General features: G+C 50.3%; 20 protein-coding genes. 10 read left to right on the top strand and 10 right to left on the bottom strand.

Going from position 1 to position 16,336, the window contains the following annotated elements; all coding sequences use genetic code 11:
* Positions 1-6 precede the first annotated feature (6 nt).
* Positions 7-1,038, bottom strand: coding sequence for a fatty acid desaturase (locus V9K92_RS10665; RefSeq protein WP_115051466.1), 1,032 nt, complete (start codon positions 1,036-1,038; stop codon positions 7-9).
* Positions 1,039-1,267: 229 nt separating this feature from the next.
* Between V9K92_RS10665 and V9K92_RS10660 the strand changes: the two genes are divergently transcribed.
* Positions 1,268-1,507, top strand: a complete 240-nt coding sequence (locus V9K92_RS10660; RefSeq protein WP_115051465.1) for a hypothetical protein — start codon at positions 1,268-1,270, stop codon at positions 1,505-1,507.
* 86 nt (positions 1,508-1,593) lie between these two features.
* Here the strand turns inward: V9K92_RS10660 and V9K92_RS10655 are convergent, their stop codons facing one another.
* Complete coding sequence (locus tag V9K92_RS10655; RefSeq protein ID WP_115051464.1) at positions 1,594-1,986, bottom strand: nuclear transport factor 2 family protein; 393 nt, start codon at positions 1,984-1,986, stop codon at positions 1,594-1,596.
* 303 nt (positions 1,987-2,289) lie between these two features.
* Here V9K92_RS10655 and V9K92_RS10650 point away from each other — a divergent pair, with 303 nt between their 5' ends.
* From V9K92_RS10650 to V9K92_RS10635, 4 genes are all read left to right on the top strand, one after another.
* Positions 2,290-3,492 carry an MFS transporter gene (locus tag V9K92_RS10650; protein ID WP_337353969.1) on the top strand — a complete coding sequence of 401 codons (1,203 nt, stop codon included), beginning with the start codon at positions 2,290-2,292 and terminating at the stop codon, positions 3,490-3,492.
* A gap of 58 nt (positions 3,493-3,550) precedes the next feature.
* A complete protein-coding gene (locus tag V9K92_RS10645) occupies positions 3,551-3,700 on the top strand; it encodes a hypothetical protein (protein ID WP_337353968.1) in 150 nt (49 codons plus the stop codon).
* Positions 3,701-3,716: 16 nt separating this feature from the next.
* Complete coding sequence (locus V9K92_RS10640; RefSeq protein WP_337353967.1) at positions 3,717-4,007, top strand: hypothetical protein; 291 nt, start codon at positions 3,717-3,719, stop codon at positions 4,005-4,007.
* A gap of 210 nt (positions 4,008-4,217) precedes the next feature.
* Positions 4,218-4,421 (top strand): hypothetical protein, encoded by a 204-nt coding sequence (locus tag V9K92_RS10635; RefSeq protein WP_337353966.1) that lies wholly within the window; start codon positions 4,218-4,220, stop codon positions 4,419-4,421.
* Positions 4,422-5,634: 1,213 nt separating this feature from the next.
* Here the strand turns inward: V9K92_RS10635 and V9K92_RS10630 are convergent.
* Positions 5,635-7,560 carry an acyltransferase family protein gene (locus tag V9K92_RS10630; protein ID WP_337353965.1) on the bottom strand — a complete coding sequence of 642 codons (1,926 nt, stop codon included), beginning with the start codon at positions 7,558-7,560 and terminating at the stop codon, positions 5,635-5,637.
* Positions 7,561-7,696: 136 nt separating this feature from the next.
* Complete coding sequence (locus V9K92_RS10625) at positions 7,697-8,881, bottom strand: FkbM family methyltransferase (RefSeq protein WP_337353964.1); 1,185 nt, start codon at positions 8,879-8,881, stop codon at positions 7,697-7,699.
* Between the two features lie 1,373 nt (positions 8,882-10,254).
* Between V9K92_RS10625 and V9K92_RS10620 the strand changes: the two genes are divergently transcribed.
* From V9K92_RS10620 to V9K92_RS10605, 4 genes are all read left to right on the top strand, one after another.
* Positions 10,255-11,100, top strand: coding sequence for a glycoside hydrolase family 108 protein (locus V9K92_RS10620; RefSeq protein ID WP_337353963.1), 846 nt, complete (start codon positions 10,255-10,257; stop codon positions 11,098-11,100).
* A gap of 174 nt (positions 11,101-11,274) precedes the next feature.
* Positions 11,275-11,517, top strand: coding sequence for a hypothetical protein (locus tag V9K92_RS10615; RefSeq protein WP_337353962.1), 243 nt, complete (start codon positions 11,275-11,277; stop codon positions 11,515-11,517).
* Entirely contained in the window at positions 11,507-12,166 is a 660-nt protein-coding gene (locus tag V9K92_RS10610; protein WP_337353961.1) for a hypothetical protein, read from the top strand. Before V9K92_RS10615 ends, V9K92_RS10610 begins: the two co-directional genes overlap by 11 nt.
* A gap of 256 nt (positions 12,167-12,422) precedes the next feature.
* Positions 12,423-12,650, top strand: a complete 228-nt coding sequence (locus V9K92_RS10605; RefSeq protein WP_337353960.1) for a hypothetical protein — start codon at positions 12,423-12,425, stop codon at positions 12,648-12,650.
* 58 nt (positions 12,651-12,708) lie between these two features.
* On the opposite strand, the gene V9K92_RS10600 is transcribed toward V9K92_RS10605, so the two are convergent.
* The 4 genes from V9K92_RS10600 to V9K92_RS10585 form a co-directional block, all read right to left on the bottom strand.
* Positions 12,709-12,924 carry a DUF4287 domain-containing protein gene (locus tag V9K92_RS10600; protein WP_337352894.1) on the bottom strand — a complete coding sequence of 72 codons (216 nt, stop codon included), beginning with the start codon at positions 12,922-12,924 and terminating at the stop codon, positions 12,709-12,711.
* Between the two features lie 171 nt (positions 12,925-13,095).
* Positions 13,096-13,533, bottom strand: a complete 438-nt coding sequence (locus V9K92_RS10595; protein ID WP_337353959.1) for a hypothetical protein — start codon at positions 13,531-13,533, stop codon at positions 13,096-13,098.
* Between the two features lie 50 nt (positions 13,534-13,583).
* On the bottom strand, positions 13,584-13,865 hold the full coding sequence (locus V9K92_RS10590; protein WP_337353958.1) for a DUF982 domain-containing protein: 282 nt from the start codon (positions 13,863-13,865) through the stop codon (positions 13,584-13,586).
* 222 nt (positions 13,866-14,087) lie between these two features.
* Entirely contained in the window at positions 14,088-14,417 is a 330-nt protein-coding gene (locus V9K92_RS10585) for a hypothetical protein (RefSeq protein ID WP_307280530.1), read from the bottom strand.
* A gap of 201 nt (positions 14,418-14,618) precedes the next feature.
* Between V9K92_RS10585 and V9K92_RS10580 the strand changes: the two genes are divergently transcribed.
* The gene (locus tag V9K92_RS10580) at positions 14,619-14,792 is read left to right on the top strand and encodes a hypothetical protein (protein ID WP_337353957.1); all 174 of its coding nucleotides are present in this window, start codon (positions 14,619-14,621) and stop codon (positions 14,790-14,792) included.
* A 2-nt stretch (positions 14,793-14,794) separates the two neighbouring features.
* On the opposite strand, the gene V9K92_RS10575 is transcribed toward V9K92_RS10580, so the two are convergent.
* Both V9K92_RS10575 and V9K92_RS10570 read right to left on the bottom strand, forming a co-directional pair.
* The gene (locus tag V9K92_RS10575; RefSeq protein ID WP_337353956.1) at positions 14,795-15,196 is read right to left on the bottom strand and encodes a hypothetical protein; all 402 of its coding nucleotides are present in this window, start codon (positions 15,194-15,196) and stop codon (positions 14,795-14,797) included.
* Positions 15,197-15,403: 207 nt separating this feature from the next.
* The coding region (locus V9K92_RS10570) for a lipoprotein-releasing ABC transporter permease subunit (RefSeq protein WP_337353955.1) at positions 15,404-16,336 on the bottom strand (933 nt) is incomplete at its 5' end.

The following is a 16,336-nucleotide window of genomic DNA, read 5'->3' as shown; positions in this document are numbered from 1 at the left end:
CTGATATCAGACCTGCGCCCTTGCTTCCCTGAAAGAAATCAGTCTTTTGCGGTTTTCATCCCACAATACAAGCTTCACGCAGCGCAGGCTTTCCATGATTGTAATACGGCCAATATCGGCAAGCTCCGGATAGTCCTTCAGAACTTGCGGAAGCCGGTAGCAGGGAACCTTGCTGGAAAGGTGATGAACATGGTGAATGCCAATATTGCCCGTGATCCATTGGAGAAAACCCGGCAATATGTAATGCGAAGAACCATGCAGGGCGGCTTCGTGGAACTGCCATTCCGGTGCCGATGACCAATGCGTCTCTTCGAATTGATGCTGAACGTAAAACAGCCAAATACCCGCCGCTCCCGCAAGCGTAACGATGGGCAGGTGTATCAGCAGAAATGGACCGACGCCGACAAGCCACATCAGAAATATGGCGCAGACAGCGATGCCAAGATTGGTTGCCATGGTTGAAATCCACGGCGCAGCACCAGACCGCATCATGCCGAAGGGCAAACGCTGCTTGAAGAAGAACAGCCAAACAGGCCCCACACCAAACATAACCGCCGGGTGGCGATAGAAGCGATAGCCAATCCGGCCCCAACGCGACAGCGCGCGATATTCGGCAACCGTCAGCGTAGTAATGTCACCAATGCCGCGTTCATCCAGATTTCCCGCCGAGGCGTGGTGAATAGCGTGGCTGCGTCGCCAATAATCATAAGGTGTCAATGTCAGCACGCCAATGACCCGGCCAGTCCAGTCATCCGTGTGGCGGTGAGCAAAGAATGATCCGTGGCCGCAATCATGCTGGATCATGAACAATCGCAACAGGAAGCCTGCAGCTGGAATAATGAGAACCAAACCCCACCAATAGCCATAATGGACAGCGGCCCAGCACAAAGCCCAGAAAATAGCGAAAGGAACAAGCGTCACCGCAAGTTCAAAGGCGCTCCGACCTCTATGCGGTTTGCGATATTGGCTTAGAATTTTAAGCCAAGGACGAGCATCAGAGCTTGCTGCAGGGCTATTTTTTTGTGGAGGAGTTATCATCCGCTATTATATGGCCGCCGAATAAGATCACGCAAGGTGCGCTTTGAAATAAAACGTTACCAAAAGCAGTAACATAGTGCCGCTATTGGAACCGCTGTTAGTGCTTGGCGTTTAGTATCGAATAGGGCACCTATGGCCCCATGTGTTTACTGATGTTTTCTGGATCGAAGGCCTGCCTTTGAATTCTTGGGTCAGTATTAAGATTATCGTTTGACGTAAGGCTAGTGTAATGGACCCAGTGCAATTGATTGTTGTCATAGCGTTCGACCAAGGGGATGCTGGCGAGCTTTTCCCGGTTGGAGAACCGCAGCAATTCGAAACAAAAGATCGCGCCATCCGCACGGCCAAGGATTTGGCTTCAAAACATGCTGGTGTTATCGCTTGGGCCCGGGAAGCGAAGCCGGATGTTGGCGAGTATGGCCCGCCGGAAATTATCTATACAGCGGGAGAGGTGCTGGAGCTCGAATAGAGCAGTTTCCGCACATTGAATCATTGATCTGCGACTGGGGTGAGTTGGCTCTGGTCCCAGATATCGCGGTACTTAAGACGGATAACTCACATCGTAATTCTGGTGCTGTGGATGAGGATCAATGTCCACCGCCCGTCAGTTCGTGACCAGACCCGGCTATAAGCGAGCTTTTCGGAAAAGCTTTCCCCGTAATATGTTCCGGCGATTTTTCCGAACCATGAGACTGTCGCGGCATTTTCCATGAGTCGCACCGAGCAATCCAACATGTCAATCTGATCAAGTTTAAGGATATTGGCACGATGGAAATCGAGGTTTTCCTGCTTGTTCAGCCTGCGTCCAAAAGGATCTATCGCGATGAGATTGTCGTCGAGACATTCATCCAACGCGGCAGTATCGCTGGAAAGCATCGCCTTGCGCAGGCTGTCTTCAAGCTGCTCAATATCAGTGATGGAGAAGTTCAAGTCGGATTCCAGTGTCATAATGAGCTCTGTCGTTGACCAGTCACGTTAGCCGTCCAGCAATAATCGAATGCCGATTAAGGTCTGATGAACGGCCATGTTGGGTGCCGATGAAGGCAAGTCAACGCATGCCGTCTTGCCGTACACATTGCAACAGTATTTTTGACGTTTTGTTCCATTCCATCTCGTTGAGGCAGGGGCCGGACCCCCAGAAGCATTGCGAGAATGAGCCGCCATGGTTTTCCGGCAATTCTATACTTTTGATAATTGGTGATTGTTGTTAGAGATGTATATCAACTTTAAGCTGCATTGAAGGGCATCCGCATGATCGGCAATCCCATGCATCGGCAGGTATTTTTGCTAGCGAGCGCGCAAGCGCTCTTTCAAACGGTCACGGTGCTTGTCGTGACTGTCGGCGCTCTGGCCGGCGGTCAGGTCGCCTCGCGTCCGGGGCTGGCAACTATGCCGATCGCTGCGATGTTTCTGGGCACGGCGGCAGCGACATTTCCTGCATCAATGTGGATGGCACGGGTCGGCCGCCGGACGGGCTTTGTCGCCGGGGCGCTGCTTGGTGTTGTTGGCGGGCTCTGCGCGGCGCTGGGCATCTGGCTGGAATCGCTACTTCTTTTGTCATTCGGCACGTTTCTGGTCGGAGGTTATCAATCTTTTGCACAATTCTACCGCTTCGCTGCGAGCGAGGTCGCTGACGAGACCTTCCGCTCCCGGGCGATCTCGCTCGTGCTGGGTGGCGGTGTCGTCGCGGCTGTGGCGGGTCCCATGCTTGCACGCCTCGGTGGTCCGCTGCTGCAGCCCGAATATGTCGGTTCATTTCTGCTTTTGGCACTGGTCTCTCTGGTTGCCGCCGGAGCGCTGCTCTGGCTTCGCGTTCCCACCCCGCAGGCCATTCATAGTGATGCGGATAAGGGGCGGTCTTGGGGCCAGATCATTACTCAGCCAGTCTATCTCGTTGCGCTTTTCGGGGCCGTGACCGGCTACGGAATCATGATTCTTGCCATGACCGCAACGCCGCTTGCCATGGCGCATCATCATCACGACCTCCCAGCCACTGCGACAGTCATTCAACTCCATGTGCTTGGGATGTTTTTGCCGTCCTTCTTTACAGGCTCGTTGATCGCGCGCTTCGGCGTGCTGCCTATCATGTTGACGGGCCTGGTTCTCTTGGCCGGTCATGTGACCATGTCATTGACGGGAACTGGTTTCGGTTCGTTTGCAGGCGCGCTTGTCCTGCTCGGAATCGGTTGGAACTTCCTCTATATTGGCGGTACAACATTGCTGACCAGCACCTATACGCCAGCAGAAAAAGGGCGTGCGCAAGCGACCAATGACATGACGATCTTTGCCTGTGGGCTTATGTCTTCGGTGAGCGCAGCAGCGCTGCTGGAATTCCTTGGATGGCAAATGCTCAACCTGTTACTGCTGCCCTGGATGGGTGCTGCCGCGCTCGCCCTGATCTGGCTTGGCTGGAAACAGCGCAAAGTTTTGCCATCGACCACTATTGTCAGGTGACTGTCTCAAACGGTCCCGAGCAGGGCCCGCCAAGCGAGAATTCCCAACCGGTCGAAACGTGTTTGTCACGGAAAAGGGAAATCCGTTTGCTACATTCGGTGGCGTGGTCGAGGAAGTCACCAAGTCCGGCAAGGTTATAGCGCTCATCGAGCTATTCGGGCGCATGACGGCAGTCCAATTTGATGGTAAGCAATTAACGCCAGCATAATAACAAAGGAAATCAGATGAAGATCGAGTTGCAGGACGATATCGCGACTATCGCGGCCATCAAAAAAACCGTTCTGGAACAAGGGGCTATCAATGATCCTGACACGTATATTGCCAACGCAATGAATGATGAGCGCTTGCGCTGTGCGGCAATTGTCCTGAGATCGTTCAACAACGCTAATCCTCAATTGCGTGAGGTATTGGACATCATATTTCGGAGCATTACCGGAAAAACTGTTGGCGAGTTAAGTCTCGCTGAAAAATCGGCTTTGACGCCGGGATTTAGCTTTCGCGAAAGTTATAGGTAATAATCCCCACAAAAATGAAATTAATCCTTTCGATAGGATGAAAATCAGTATATACGCGCATAAGTGATTTGCGTTGACGCCGGACCTTTGGACAGGGAACACTCGCCGGGCGCATGGGAAAGAGCTTCACGGCTTCCCGCTAGGGAGGTTTATGGCCTCTGGATTATTCCAGCACCAATGCTTAATACTCCTGCAAAACGGGAGGTAGATTTGGGCGACTTTAATATCATTGACGTTCCAGCAATGCTGAACACACGCGTCACAAACTACGATAAAGATGGCAATGAGGTGCCGTACGATGGCGAATGGCATCGGAGTGTTGCTGAGACCATGTATGTCTTTGCAGAATTTCTCAGTCAAAATGCACTTCTGACGACTTCTCGACAGATCGCCCGAAATCCCCGCGCTGTATGATCACTAGAGCAACAAACGGTTATCTGCGTCAGAAGTCACTGCAAACCATTCTTGATAGAAACGAAGCCTTGAGCATTCCATTCACAGTCTTGCTTTTAGGAGAGTATGTTATCGAGATTCATAAAGATATCTTGGCGGCGCATTCTGGTTTCGATCTCGAACGATACAAAGAGTTTGTTCGTCAGAATCGCCCCTTGATGCGTAGGACCCGGGCGAGAGCGAATAGCTACTGGAACGCTTATTATCGACGTGATTATCCCGATCGTAGAAACTATCCAGCTATTGTGATGCTCAATCAGCTAGATGAGTGGGCAAGTTAGCATTTGCTGCCAGTCGTGAATGCCTGCGCGTTTGCCTGCATGACTAAACACTGGCGGCTTTGAGCAATTCGACAACCACGGACTTGTTATCTCTCCGTTTATCGAAGGGTTCGACAGGAGATTAATGGTGTCTTGAGTCCAATCGGTTGCTTCGTCAAACGCGATATCTTCGCGGACTTCGATGGCATCAGCCCATCCTCAACGTCATGCGCGTTCAGTTCATCATTAAGAAAGCGCCTTAGCACTGAAATGACGTGATCCTCGGCTATCACGTATGGCTGGCCAACATAGTCCCAATCGAAACTGGACAGCTGTTCAAGAGACGTGGCAATGGGCTGGCTGAAGCGAATTAATCGCTCGACAATAGCCAATCGCATTTCATTTGTTTCTTGCGGCATAAGGGCATCCAAGTGATAGGCGAGTGAATTTGACCGCGAATATTATCACCTCCTGATTGAGGATGATGGAAATCTGGTTCGAGGAATTCGCTCGATTGCCGATAACGTCAACATCGCAGAGGGTAAATATGCCGTACAGGTTGGATCGGTCGACATACTGCATGTTGCCGACGGTATAACTCCAGTGTTATTCGACGAGCCAAAGGTAGCTACCGCTCAATATTGACCTTTCCCAATTGATAACAGCTGAAGACAAGACCGGAGTGCTGGTTCCAAACCGCGTCACGCGCCGTCAGTTTCGCTTGCACCCATTGATGCAGGCCTACTTGAACAGTTGGAAGCATCGGTTACAATTCAAGATGTACGCATACACGCCGCTTATGCTGACAGCAGCACGCTCTTGCGCACGGATGAGATGTTGCAACAGGGATTTTCTGGGCTTGGTTTCACAGAAGAGCAGGTTGATGCATTCTTTGTGGGTGCTGCGGCAATAAATTACTCCAGCAAAAGATCGCGATAGCCAGCCATTTTCGCGGCTCTCTTACCAACAATCCATGATCCCATCATACTTAGGTGTCCGCCGTCAAAATAAAGCGGTACTTCTTCGCTGTATGGCGAGCATATACCGAGCGGGCAGATCGCATCGTTAAAATCGATGTATTTTACATTGTCGATTTCGTCTGCCAATTGCTTCAATTTACCATTGACTGGCGATGCTGCCACGGCAGCACGAGAAAAACGATCCGCGCAATTAACCGCTATCTTAAGTGCCTTGCCTGCGCACTTTCTATCGTATGTTTGAAATGCAACGACCTGACCAATCAATAAAATTTTCTTGTTCTTGCCTGTGAGTGTAACGAGAGTTCCTCGCAGTTTATCTTGGAACTCGGGTGAGAAGTTATGATATGCTCCCCATGCTGCTGCTATAATAATTGTGTCGTATTGATCGATTATCGCCTCAACAATTGGAACGGATTCTTTGCACGCTTTACGATATATTCCGCTGCTGAACTGCCACGATTCAACCAGTAGCGGCGCACAGGAAGAGTGTTCGATATTCCTAAAAGAGAACCCTTGTTGTTGTCCTAACTCTCCAAGAACTCCAATGTAGTGGGCCGCATTGCTGTCGCCCCAGAGCAGCACAGTTGGTTCTATTATTGAATTGATTATGCAACTTGGACGCACCACATCCGAAGCTGTTAATTGGGTTTTTTGGCAGACGTAGTCATACTGGTACGCTGGCTTCGTTTGATCCGCTAGCTTACCGAGTTGAGACGCGTATCCCACCGGGGTGAACGCTGGAACGATGCCACCCCATCCTATGACAGCAAGGCACGCAACTGATAGGGCGGATGCGGGCAGTAGAAACATTCGCGAAAGAACTGTTCGAAATGGCTGTTTTGTGTGACGAAACGGATTCTCTATTAGCCAATATGAAGCAGCTGACAAAACCGCCATTGCTACAAAGGCCAAGACACCATTGACGAGATTAATGTCAATGTAGGAATACCGCATGAACGCGAGAACCGGCCAATGCCAGAGATAAAGCGAGTAGGATATATCCCCGAAGAATTGCGCTGGTCTAGCTGATAGGGCTTTATACAGGACAGTCTCACGCACGCCGGACAAAATGATTAAAGCGACGCCAAATGTTACAGGAACAGCATTAAAACCTGGAAATGCGGTCGGATTGGTCAACCAGGCACTCCCGACGACAAGGGACATTCCAAATAAACCAAGTACCAGCGCGGCTCTTTCGGAAATGCTTTTCGCAATCTCGGTTCCAATGAGGAAAACCATCAAGCCACCCGTAGCGAGTTGGAAAATACGTGATGGGAGCATGTAATAGGCGAAAGAGAACTGGTCTTTATCAAGTAGTACTTGGCCCACCAGTACACTTGCGACGATCAATGCAGCAATGGCAGGGATGAGGAAGCGTTGCCATTTCAGGAGTATCAAAAGCAGCGCGGGCCAAACGATATAGAATTGCTCTTCGACACCAAGTGACCAGAGATGCAATAAAGGCGTGAGACGGCTGTCCGCCGCAAAGTAGCTGGTGTCTAGGAAATACGTGAAGTAGATGTTTGACGAGGAGAATGCTGCAAAAATCGCTGACCACGACAGTGCAATATAGTCTTCGGGAAGCAGAACAAAAGCACCAGTTATCAGTGTGATGGCTGTAACAAAGAACATCACCGGGAATATTCGTCTGAACCGCCTTCGGTAGAATTCAGAATAGCTGAACGTTCCGCTAGCGTAATCTTTCGCTATTCCGCGCGTTATCACATAGCCGGATATCACAAAGAAAATGTCAACGCCGACAAATCCGCCCGGGATCATAGGCTCGTGGATGTGGAACAACACTACAAGCAGAACAGCTACGGCTCTTAGACCGTGAATGTCAGTACGAAAGGCCTGCATTGTTTTCCCCAAGTTGAGGCTTGCGCCGGGTCGCATTAGTCGCCGTCGTCTGCGCAGAGGGACGGCATACACTGGCGCGAGTCTCTCGAACGGACACTTCAGTCATGTCGGAAGCGTTGCTTACTTGACCTGAAACTTAATAGTCAACCGTTAACCCACCAGCATAGATTGGGGAAGGCGAGTGCCAAGGCATGATCCAGATTTCCCCGTGGTTAGGAACAGAAAGTTCCATGTCTATGTACGGAAATCTGATTGGAGGGTTTACATATCGAAACCAGAATGATCCCGACGTTGACCAATTCATTCCGGGCATGACTTCTGTTTCAGGCACACCTTTAACCGCAATTAGCGATCGGTTGGATTGTCGCGATACGTTTGCAATTATTCCGGAAAATTTGATGGGAATACCTACGGAACGAGCAACAAAGATGCCGGATTTAGGAACCTCAGTTACGCCAAGACGCTCGAGTACAGGAGCGACTAAACGTACGTCTGCGGCATCGACCGTGTCAATCACCGCTCCAACGGCCAGTGCGTTTTGTTGCTGTTCGGTTATCGACGATAGTGAATTTGAATCCTTCTTAAGTCGGAAATCTAGCAAAGCTCGAAGATCAGCGGAAATTGCACGATAAAGAATGGCATTTATGGAAGTGGCATGATCCACAAGTTTGCTGTGGATAAATAGGTGATCGTTGCGCAGCGAAAACTGGTGTCTGTACCCAAATGATATCAACATGTCGCGGACAACGTCAAAGCGGTGATCGTTGTAAACTTCAATTTGTATGAAACAAAAGTTATTTCTTAAAGTGTTCTGTGCACCTTGAAGAGTATCAACCTCATGCCCTTCGACGTCAATTTTCACTCCAATGACACAATCTTTAAACGTGCAAATAGAATCAATTGGTGCGGCTGACACATTAATCGTCTCGGTGTCTGCGACTGGCGATGACACGATGGCATTCGCGCCGGACATCGGGCCGTGGAGTTTAAACTGGACATTCCCACATTCCGAAGATGCTGCAACTTGATGGGAGCGGAATTTATTTGAATGAGTCTGCATTCGGAAATTTTGTTGCATTAGTTCGAAAGCGGCAGGCGCGGGTTCGAACGCGTGAATACTTTCCAGCTTGGGAAGGTCAGCACAATAGACCGAATACACGCCGATGTTTGCGCCTATATCAAGCATGTGAGAGGCGTTGATCTCTTGTAGAATTGTTTTGAACGAGTGGATGGCGGAGTTCTCATATGCAACCGTAAGGTCGATGCGCTCCTTCGAGCCTGGAGCAAACGAACCGAATTCGGTTTTTACAGAGCTTTCCAATTTGAGCTTCCCCTCATATCTTCAACAATTGACTGGAACATGGACGCCAATCTGGACATTTCGGGAGCATGCATACCGATTTGCAAGACAGAGCCATCGTCTAACTTGAACAGTAAAATCGCGCCGTCACTAGTAGGATCGACCCGATATTGTACCGGCCATTTAATCTCGTTTGGGGTATCTACCATCCGTTTTGAATACGATCTTTAATCAAGCTAGGCAAGTGGTGAGACTACTTGCATGTCAAGCACTAAATCCGACAAATGCTGTGTTGAGGAAGTCTTTGCGCTGACTCAATTTCCGGGTGAAGAAAATCTTCAGTAGATCGGCTAACTCTTCAAGTATGGTACAATTGCCCCTTGATGTTGGCATCAATGAGATGATCAACGGCAGTGAATATCTCCCGTTCGGCCCAACCAACTTCAGTTGCTTCGCTGAAGATCAATTCAATCGATGTACTCTCCCATAGTTCAACAAAGCGAGGCTTGAGCGCTGTGTAGCATTCTGCTGTGCGTACTGGATCATCGATCGGTCGGCTCGGAGGTTTTATTGTGGTTGTTCTTGATGAAAAAGGCATGTTTCTCCGACGACTTAGTAGATCGTATAATATCAACCCGGTGGCTTTGCCCTAATTGTAAACGAAAATTATTTCAAGTTTGTAATCAAGTGATTGTTTCCGTTCGAAACAACTACGCTATTAGTCCGTATCAACCCGGCTTCGGAAATCATTATAAAACTGACAGCAAAAATGCTGCGTCGGATTCATTCGTTATGCGCCGCTTCAAACGATGGCGTGCGCGAGCATCGCTTGAGTTCACGATACGGTTAATCCTCCTGGGCTTCGTGCGGCGCTAATCAATCGAGCGTTTTTGAAAAGTCAGCAATATGACAAGACCAAAGAACGACGCCGCAACAAAGCATACAAACGCAACCAACATTCCCATATTTCCCCCTAGGCTCTCGCACTTCTTGAGAATTTGCATCCTCGCTCTCGAAGAGTCGAGTGCCGAAAACTACGATGCGCCATCTCGACTTTAAGTCCCGAACACAAATGATGCAGCGTAAAGCAACGCTGTAACGGCCGCAGTCATAAGAAAAATCACGATCAATCCGTTTGTCATTTGAGCCTCCCGACTTCGTGACCGATTGCGCTGACCCGATATCCCGGTTCGTGCTTAACCGAGCAAAAACGACCCAGAGTAATGGACGCGACGCATAATAATGCGACTGCCAGCAAATATGGCCAAACGCGAGTGAGATAAGCTCTGTCTTCCGGGTCCAATGTTCTTTGTTCCCTGGCTGACCAGTCTGCATCAGAGCGTCTGTTCCAGCAATAATCAAATAGTTCTAGATTCAACCTTAGGAAAATCATCATGAATGCGAAGTTTCCCGCTGCGCTAGCGGCTGTGCTCGTCCATGAGGGCGGCTATTCAAACCAACCTTCTGATCCGGGTGGCGCTACCATGTGGGGCGTCACACAGCGGGTCTATGTCAATTACCGCAAGTCTCAGGGCAAAAAGCCTCAGCCGGTGAAGCAGATAAATTCTGCCGAGCGAGATGCGATCTATCGCAATCTCTACTGGTCGCCGATCAAAGGCGACAAACTCCCGGCCGGGATTGATTACGTTGTCTTTGACGGGGCTGTGAACAGTGGCACATCGCAACCAGTCAAATGGGTGCAGCGAGCTCTTGGCAATGCCTACAACGGAGTTGTTGACGGTGTCATGGGTGACTTGACCCTTAAGGCAATTCAGGCGGTCAATGATCATGATGCTTTCATCGCCAAGATACTCGACCGCCGGTTGGCTTTCCTTAAGGCACTTAAGACGTGGAGGACGTTCGGCAAGGGCTGGGGCAATCGTGTCGCCCAGGTAAAGAAGATAGGGCAGGCGTGGGCGTCAGGCTCAGTCGGACCGGTCCCAGTATTCGTCGCTGATATGGATGCAGAAGCATATCTTGCGGACGCCAAGACAGCGCCGGGCAAAGGCCCAGCAGATGCCGCTCAGGGTGGTGGTGTCGTTTCTACAGTGCTGGCTCAGGCCACAGAACAGCTTACGCCGCTGACGAACATCGATTTCGTTGCAAAGGCCGTCGCTGCGCTAACAATTGCCGGTGTCGTCATCTTCCTTGGTGGCTTTGCCTATCGCTACTGGTCAAAGAAGAAAGAAGCCGAGCTTCGTGATGCGCTAGACCTGCCAAGCAGTGCGGCGCCAGCATGACCGCGCTTCTTGCCCTGATACCCGGACCAATCAAAACAGCTCTGATCTGGGCACTTGCAGCGTTTGTGATCGTGTCCGGCTCATATCTCTATGGAAAGCGTGTCGGCACTCAGCAAGCCGCTGTTTCAGCCCTTGAAACCTCAGTCAAAGTTCTCCGCAAAAGGAATGAAATCGATGAAACGGTATCTACTACCGCTGCTTCTGCTTTGTGCTCTGAATACGGACTGTCAGTCGACGACCAAGCAGAATGTGTGCGACGGCTTCGGGAAACTAACCCCGAACCTTGAAACCACTGTCACCATCCTCAAGAGCGACCGGCAATTCGGGTTGCTTCACATAACAGCTTCGGGAAGTCCCAAGGCTGCTGGCAATAGCATCGCAGAACGGGCGGGACAGGAAACACGCAATGGTGGATGATATGAACAATGGCAATGCATCAAGGCACTACCAAGATGCGATGCAGGCTCAGATCGGTGAGCGAGTTACAAATCTTGGTAGGCGCCAGACTGATCTTGAATCGGAAATGCGCTCCGGCTTCAAACAAATGGAAACAGCCCTTAGTGGGCTGGCCAATGAAACGCGCAGTTCGTTGTCGGCATTGTCCACGACCATTGTAGAGCGCAACAAGCCACAATGGCAAGCGCTTGGTGTGGCGCTGACATTCTGCACGCTGCTAGGAGGATTGGCATACTGGCCTATCAATACAGCGACGACCGATCTGAAGGCTGCTGTACTCACAATTTCAGAGCGTATGGTTTCCCGACAGGAAATGGACTGGCGCCAAGCGAGGGGCACTGAGGATCGTGCTCGTATGGAAGCATCCATTAACGCGCTCGAGGCTGATCAAGTACCACGCAAAGAGCACGAGCGGGTGTGGCAGTCTTACGACGCCCAAATGATGTCTGACCGTGAGGCCAGAATGGCAGCTAATCAAAATCTTCAACGCCAAATCGATGAGATTAAGCAGACGCAATCCGGCTTCTTCGGTCAGCGTGATCTGAATATGCAGGTGTTAGATCGGTTGGAGCGTATAGAGCGCGACCGGCGGCAGGCAGCCAATCCTTAACACAACGAACTAACCGAGCGGGATGCGCGGGAAGTACAGGCATGCCAACCAAGTTGCGGCGATAGACCCGAATATGAGGACGAAATCCAGCATACCGATAAGTTGACGCATCAATTGCCCAATATCAAGTCACAATAATGTTTGAAACAATTGGCGATTTGATCAAGCCCCGGCGTCCTTGCAGATGCCGGGGCTTTTCGTATTTGGAACTGATTCGTTTTTTCGCTATTGTGCTTTCTTTGTAGGAGTGAGTGCCATGAGTATCGCATCCCCTCGATATAACTACGAAGATGAACAGCAGCGCGAAGCCGAATGCCGCGAGGCAATGAAAGATCGGTTCCTCGACAAGGTTTCTTCGAAGGATATGTACGCTATTCACCAAAAGGCCATCAAAGCGGGTTGGGGCTTGCCAGAAGTGCAGCGAGCTATTGATGCGCTTGTGCTGGAAAAGGCAAAGGAGTTGGGCGAAAACTTGCCCTGTTGAGCCCTACAACTTCTCTGGCTTTCCGGCTAGTAACGGGAGGGTCCCTATTGGGTGTTAATTATCCGTCATTCTTTGCCCGAAAATGAGCTACTAATGCGTTGGCGTGGCCGTGCCCCATATTGTACTGCGTTTTAAGCAGTGCAACCATTTCCATATGCTTTTGATCTTTCAAACTTGCCAAAACAGACATCCAATAATCAATTGGCTGAGCATACTTTTTCTCGATGGATGGAAAGTACGAGGCAGGGCCTTTTACTGTTGCGACTGTAGACATCTTATGTTCCCCCTGGTTGCTATAAACGTAGGACGAACGGCGTAATAGGATTCCTACGCGCTCTCAATCTTTTTTGTTTCAGCGGCGGCGCTCTGTCCTTCGGGACGGGGCAGCGCTTCTCCCCTGCCTCGTGATGCCGGGGCGTTTCTGGCTTCGGTAGCTACACGAACTTCAAGGTATGGGTTTATTTTGAATGTCTTGAAGGTATTTTTCAAACTTCGACCAGAACTGGTGGTCGAATACAGATGCCTTATCCAGTTTTAACTGTAGGGCGATCGTCATACATTCATTGGTGTTTAGTTTTAAGGTCTTTCCCGAACTGATAAGCTCCAAAAACAGACCTTCGAAAGCCATTTCGTACTCTCGATTGTCGAGATAAAGCACAATTGCCTTAATGGATTCAGCATCGAGGTTCGCCTGCGACACGGTGCTTCTTACAAACCGATCGATCAACTGGAAGTTGGCGCTGCTTGATATCGCAATGTTATGCTCAACCCAGCGAGCATGTTTCGACAAACTCACGTCAGCAAACGCTGATGAGGCTGCAGCAAGCAAGACTGCGACAAGAATGCTCGTCCCATGCACTTTACTCCGTCTGATCCATTGCATTGGTGCAGGTCCATCTCACTCCCCTTTAGACAAGCGACTATTGCAACAAATCATGAAGCTGTCTCCCTCAATTTCGCTCGGGATCGCTGCTTTATGCCCTCTGCCGCATCTTTCCCTTGCGCCACTTTTCCAGTTTGTCGTTTGATGGCGGGCGACCAACTGCCTCGACGTAAATCCAGCAGCGCATGTTTGGCGATATCAAGCCTTTCGGTATCCGTGCCCGGCCATTCATTCACAATGAACTCTGCCGCCTGCATAATGGAGGTGATTACCTTCATCTTGCCGAGCTGGCGGGTCATTAAGGTTATTTCTTTGAATGGTTTATCTTCCATGAGTCGGTGAACGACTCTTGCAGGGAATCAGTCCCTAGCTAATCCGATCAATCTTCCCATCATGCATTGAAAATACGCCGTCTTGGCCACCCTGCTGATCGAAGTCGCGCTCAAGATCTGCCCATCTTCCGATGAACTGATTGCAGGTACTGCAGAATATCGGAGTGTTACCCGTGACATTATCCGGAACGGTGAGGTAAATTGTACCGCAATCCTTGCAGTCTAATTTATGGTTGAGTCTTTCCATTCCCCTGTTGCCCCGTTGAAGTGAAACCCATCGTCTTCTGCTTTGATATCATAGTTGCCGGCGGGCGTCCCACGCGTACGCTCAATGTCTACCAAACTCATTTCACGGCTCATAGCCAGCGAACTCAACGTACTGGGACAATGCACGCCTCTGTCAAAGAACGTCATGACGCAACGCGCCAGCCGGTCTTTTCGCACCAGGGGATTGGTCCCAATTTGCTGGAAAGCTAATTCAAAGGCTATCGCCATGATATCCCAATCAAGGGATGAATACTTGTTGACGTAGATTTGACTACGAAAAGGCATAATCGTGCTCTCCCACTAGGCGAAGAGCACATCGTATCTCTCAAACATCGATCGCCGGTCCAATACATACTATCGATGTTGAATTCAGAATACGCCGATGTCGGCCAGAGTCCATAAAATATTTTATAGCAATAAATCTGTGTCGCGGAACTTATTCGGTGACTAATAGGTTGACGGGTATGGTGCTTGAAAGGCTCTGTCGTGAGTGAAAACAATCCAACAACGAATCGAAGCGATGTGAACAAGTTTCGCGATCAAATGCGTACTCCTGGCTTTAGAGAAGCCTTGCGTTCGGCAAAGGCTCCAATACCAACAAACAAGAGATTTGAAGTTCTTCTTGTCCGGTTGGAAGAAGCTGAAAAAAAGCAGAAATAACATTATTCAACTTGCGGTTGGCTTTGCTTCGGTACGGATGCCTTCCTTCGTTCTTGCTGCTCGAGTCGCTTCGCCACCCGCATATCCTTCTGTTCCCGGATTTCCAATGCCTTCTCGCGATTGATAGCCAAGGTGCTGAGAACCCCTGGGTCCGATATTCCGCGGCGGTACAGATCGACGATTGAACGTGCGAGGCGCTGACTGTGTTCGTGGTCTTTTGGATGGCGCTGAAGGCACGCGGATGCAAGCTTTTGCGCTTTTGAAATTACTTGCCAGTCTATGTTGGTATAGCTCAGTCCCGGAGACTTTGAAAAAGGCAATGCCGTTTCCTTGTGCAAGAAGATTAATGGCTTGGCATCCGTCATCTTCGCGCGACGGTGAGGGTGCACTAAGCCAGTTGCCAAGAACTACTCGAACTACACAATCCGCCGGAGAGCATTAGGTTCCGGAATTATTTCTGCGTTCACCTTCACCCTTATGCTCGCCGCAGTACCAGACAATCCCGTATCGTCTCGAGAAACCAAAGCTGCCCCACGCCTTGCAGTCTCCGGGCTTGGGCGGTGCTTCAGACATCGGCTAATCAGTCAGCCAATGTAATGATGAAACTGACATTATTCGTACCTCAGAGCTTCAACGGGATCGAGTTTGGCTGCACGCCAAGCGGGAAAAAGCGTCGCCAGAAATGACAGGACAAGCGCCATCGATATGACCAATAAGGTTTCGTTGAGCTCCATCCTCGCTGGCAGTGTGCTTAGGAAATATAGCTTCGGATCGAATAGAGTCGTGCCGGACAGCCACGAAAAGAATTGCCGGATGCGCTCGACATTCAGGCAAACAACGATACCTAAGACAACACCTGCAATGGTGCCAGCAACTCCGATAGCAGCCCCAGTCATCAGGAATATGCGCAGGATGGAATTTCGCGTTGCACCCATGGTTCGAAGGATGGCGATATCGCGGCCCTTGTCTTTCACGAGCATGATGAGTCCTGATATGATGTTCAGCGCCGCGACGAGCACGATAAGCGTCAGGATCATGAACATGACGTTACGCTGCACTTGCAGGGCGGAAAAGAATGTCTGGTTGCGCTGTCGCCAATCGGTCAACATGACCGAGCGCTGCGCCGCTTCTTCAATCGGCTTTTTCAGTGCGTCAACATCATCCGGTCTGTCGGCAAATATTTCGATCGATTGAACCTTGTTGTCCTGATTGAAATAGAGCTGCGATTCTTCGAGCGGCATGAGCACGATTGAGGCGTCATATTCTGACATGCCGATCTCAAAAATGGCAGTCACCGGGTAGGATTTGACCCGTGGCGCCATCCCAAGCGGCGTCACATCGCCATCAGGAGAAATCAGCGTCAGTCGGTCACCGAGGCCCAAGCCCATATTCTCGGCCATGCGCGTACCTATTGCTACGCCGCCTGCGGTGTTAAAACCCTGAAATGTGCCCTGCCGCACGTTCTTTGCCACAAGTTGCAGCTTGGCGATATCGTCTTCGCGCAAACCGCGGACAAGCGCGCCTGATCCGGCCCCCACATTGCC

The organism is Phyllobacterium sp. CCNWLW109, from assembly GCF_037203905.1.
Lineage (GTDB): Bacteria > Pseudomonadota > Alphaproteobacteria > Rhizobiales > Rhizobiaceae > Phyllobacterium > Phyllobacterium ifriqiyense.
The sequence above is the reverse complement of the archived record's forward strand: the minus strand, read 5'-3'. Positions and strand labels throughout refer to the sequence as shown.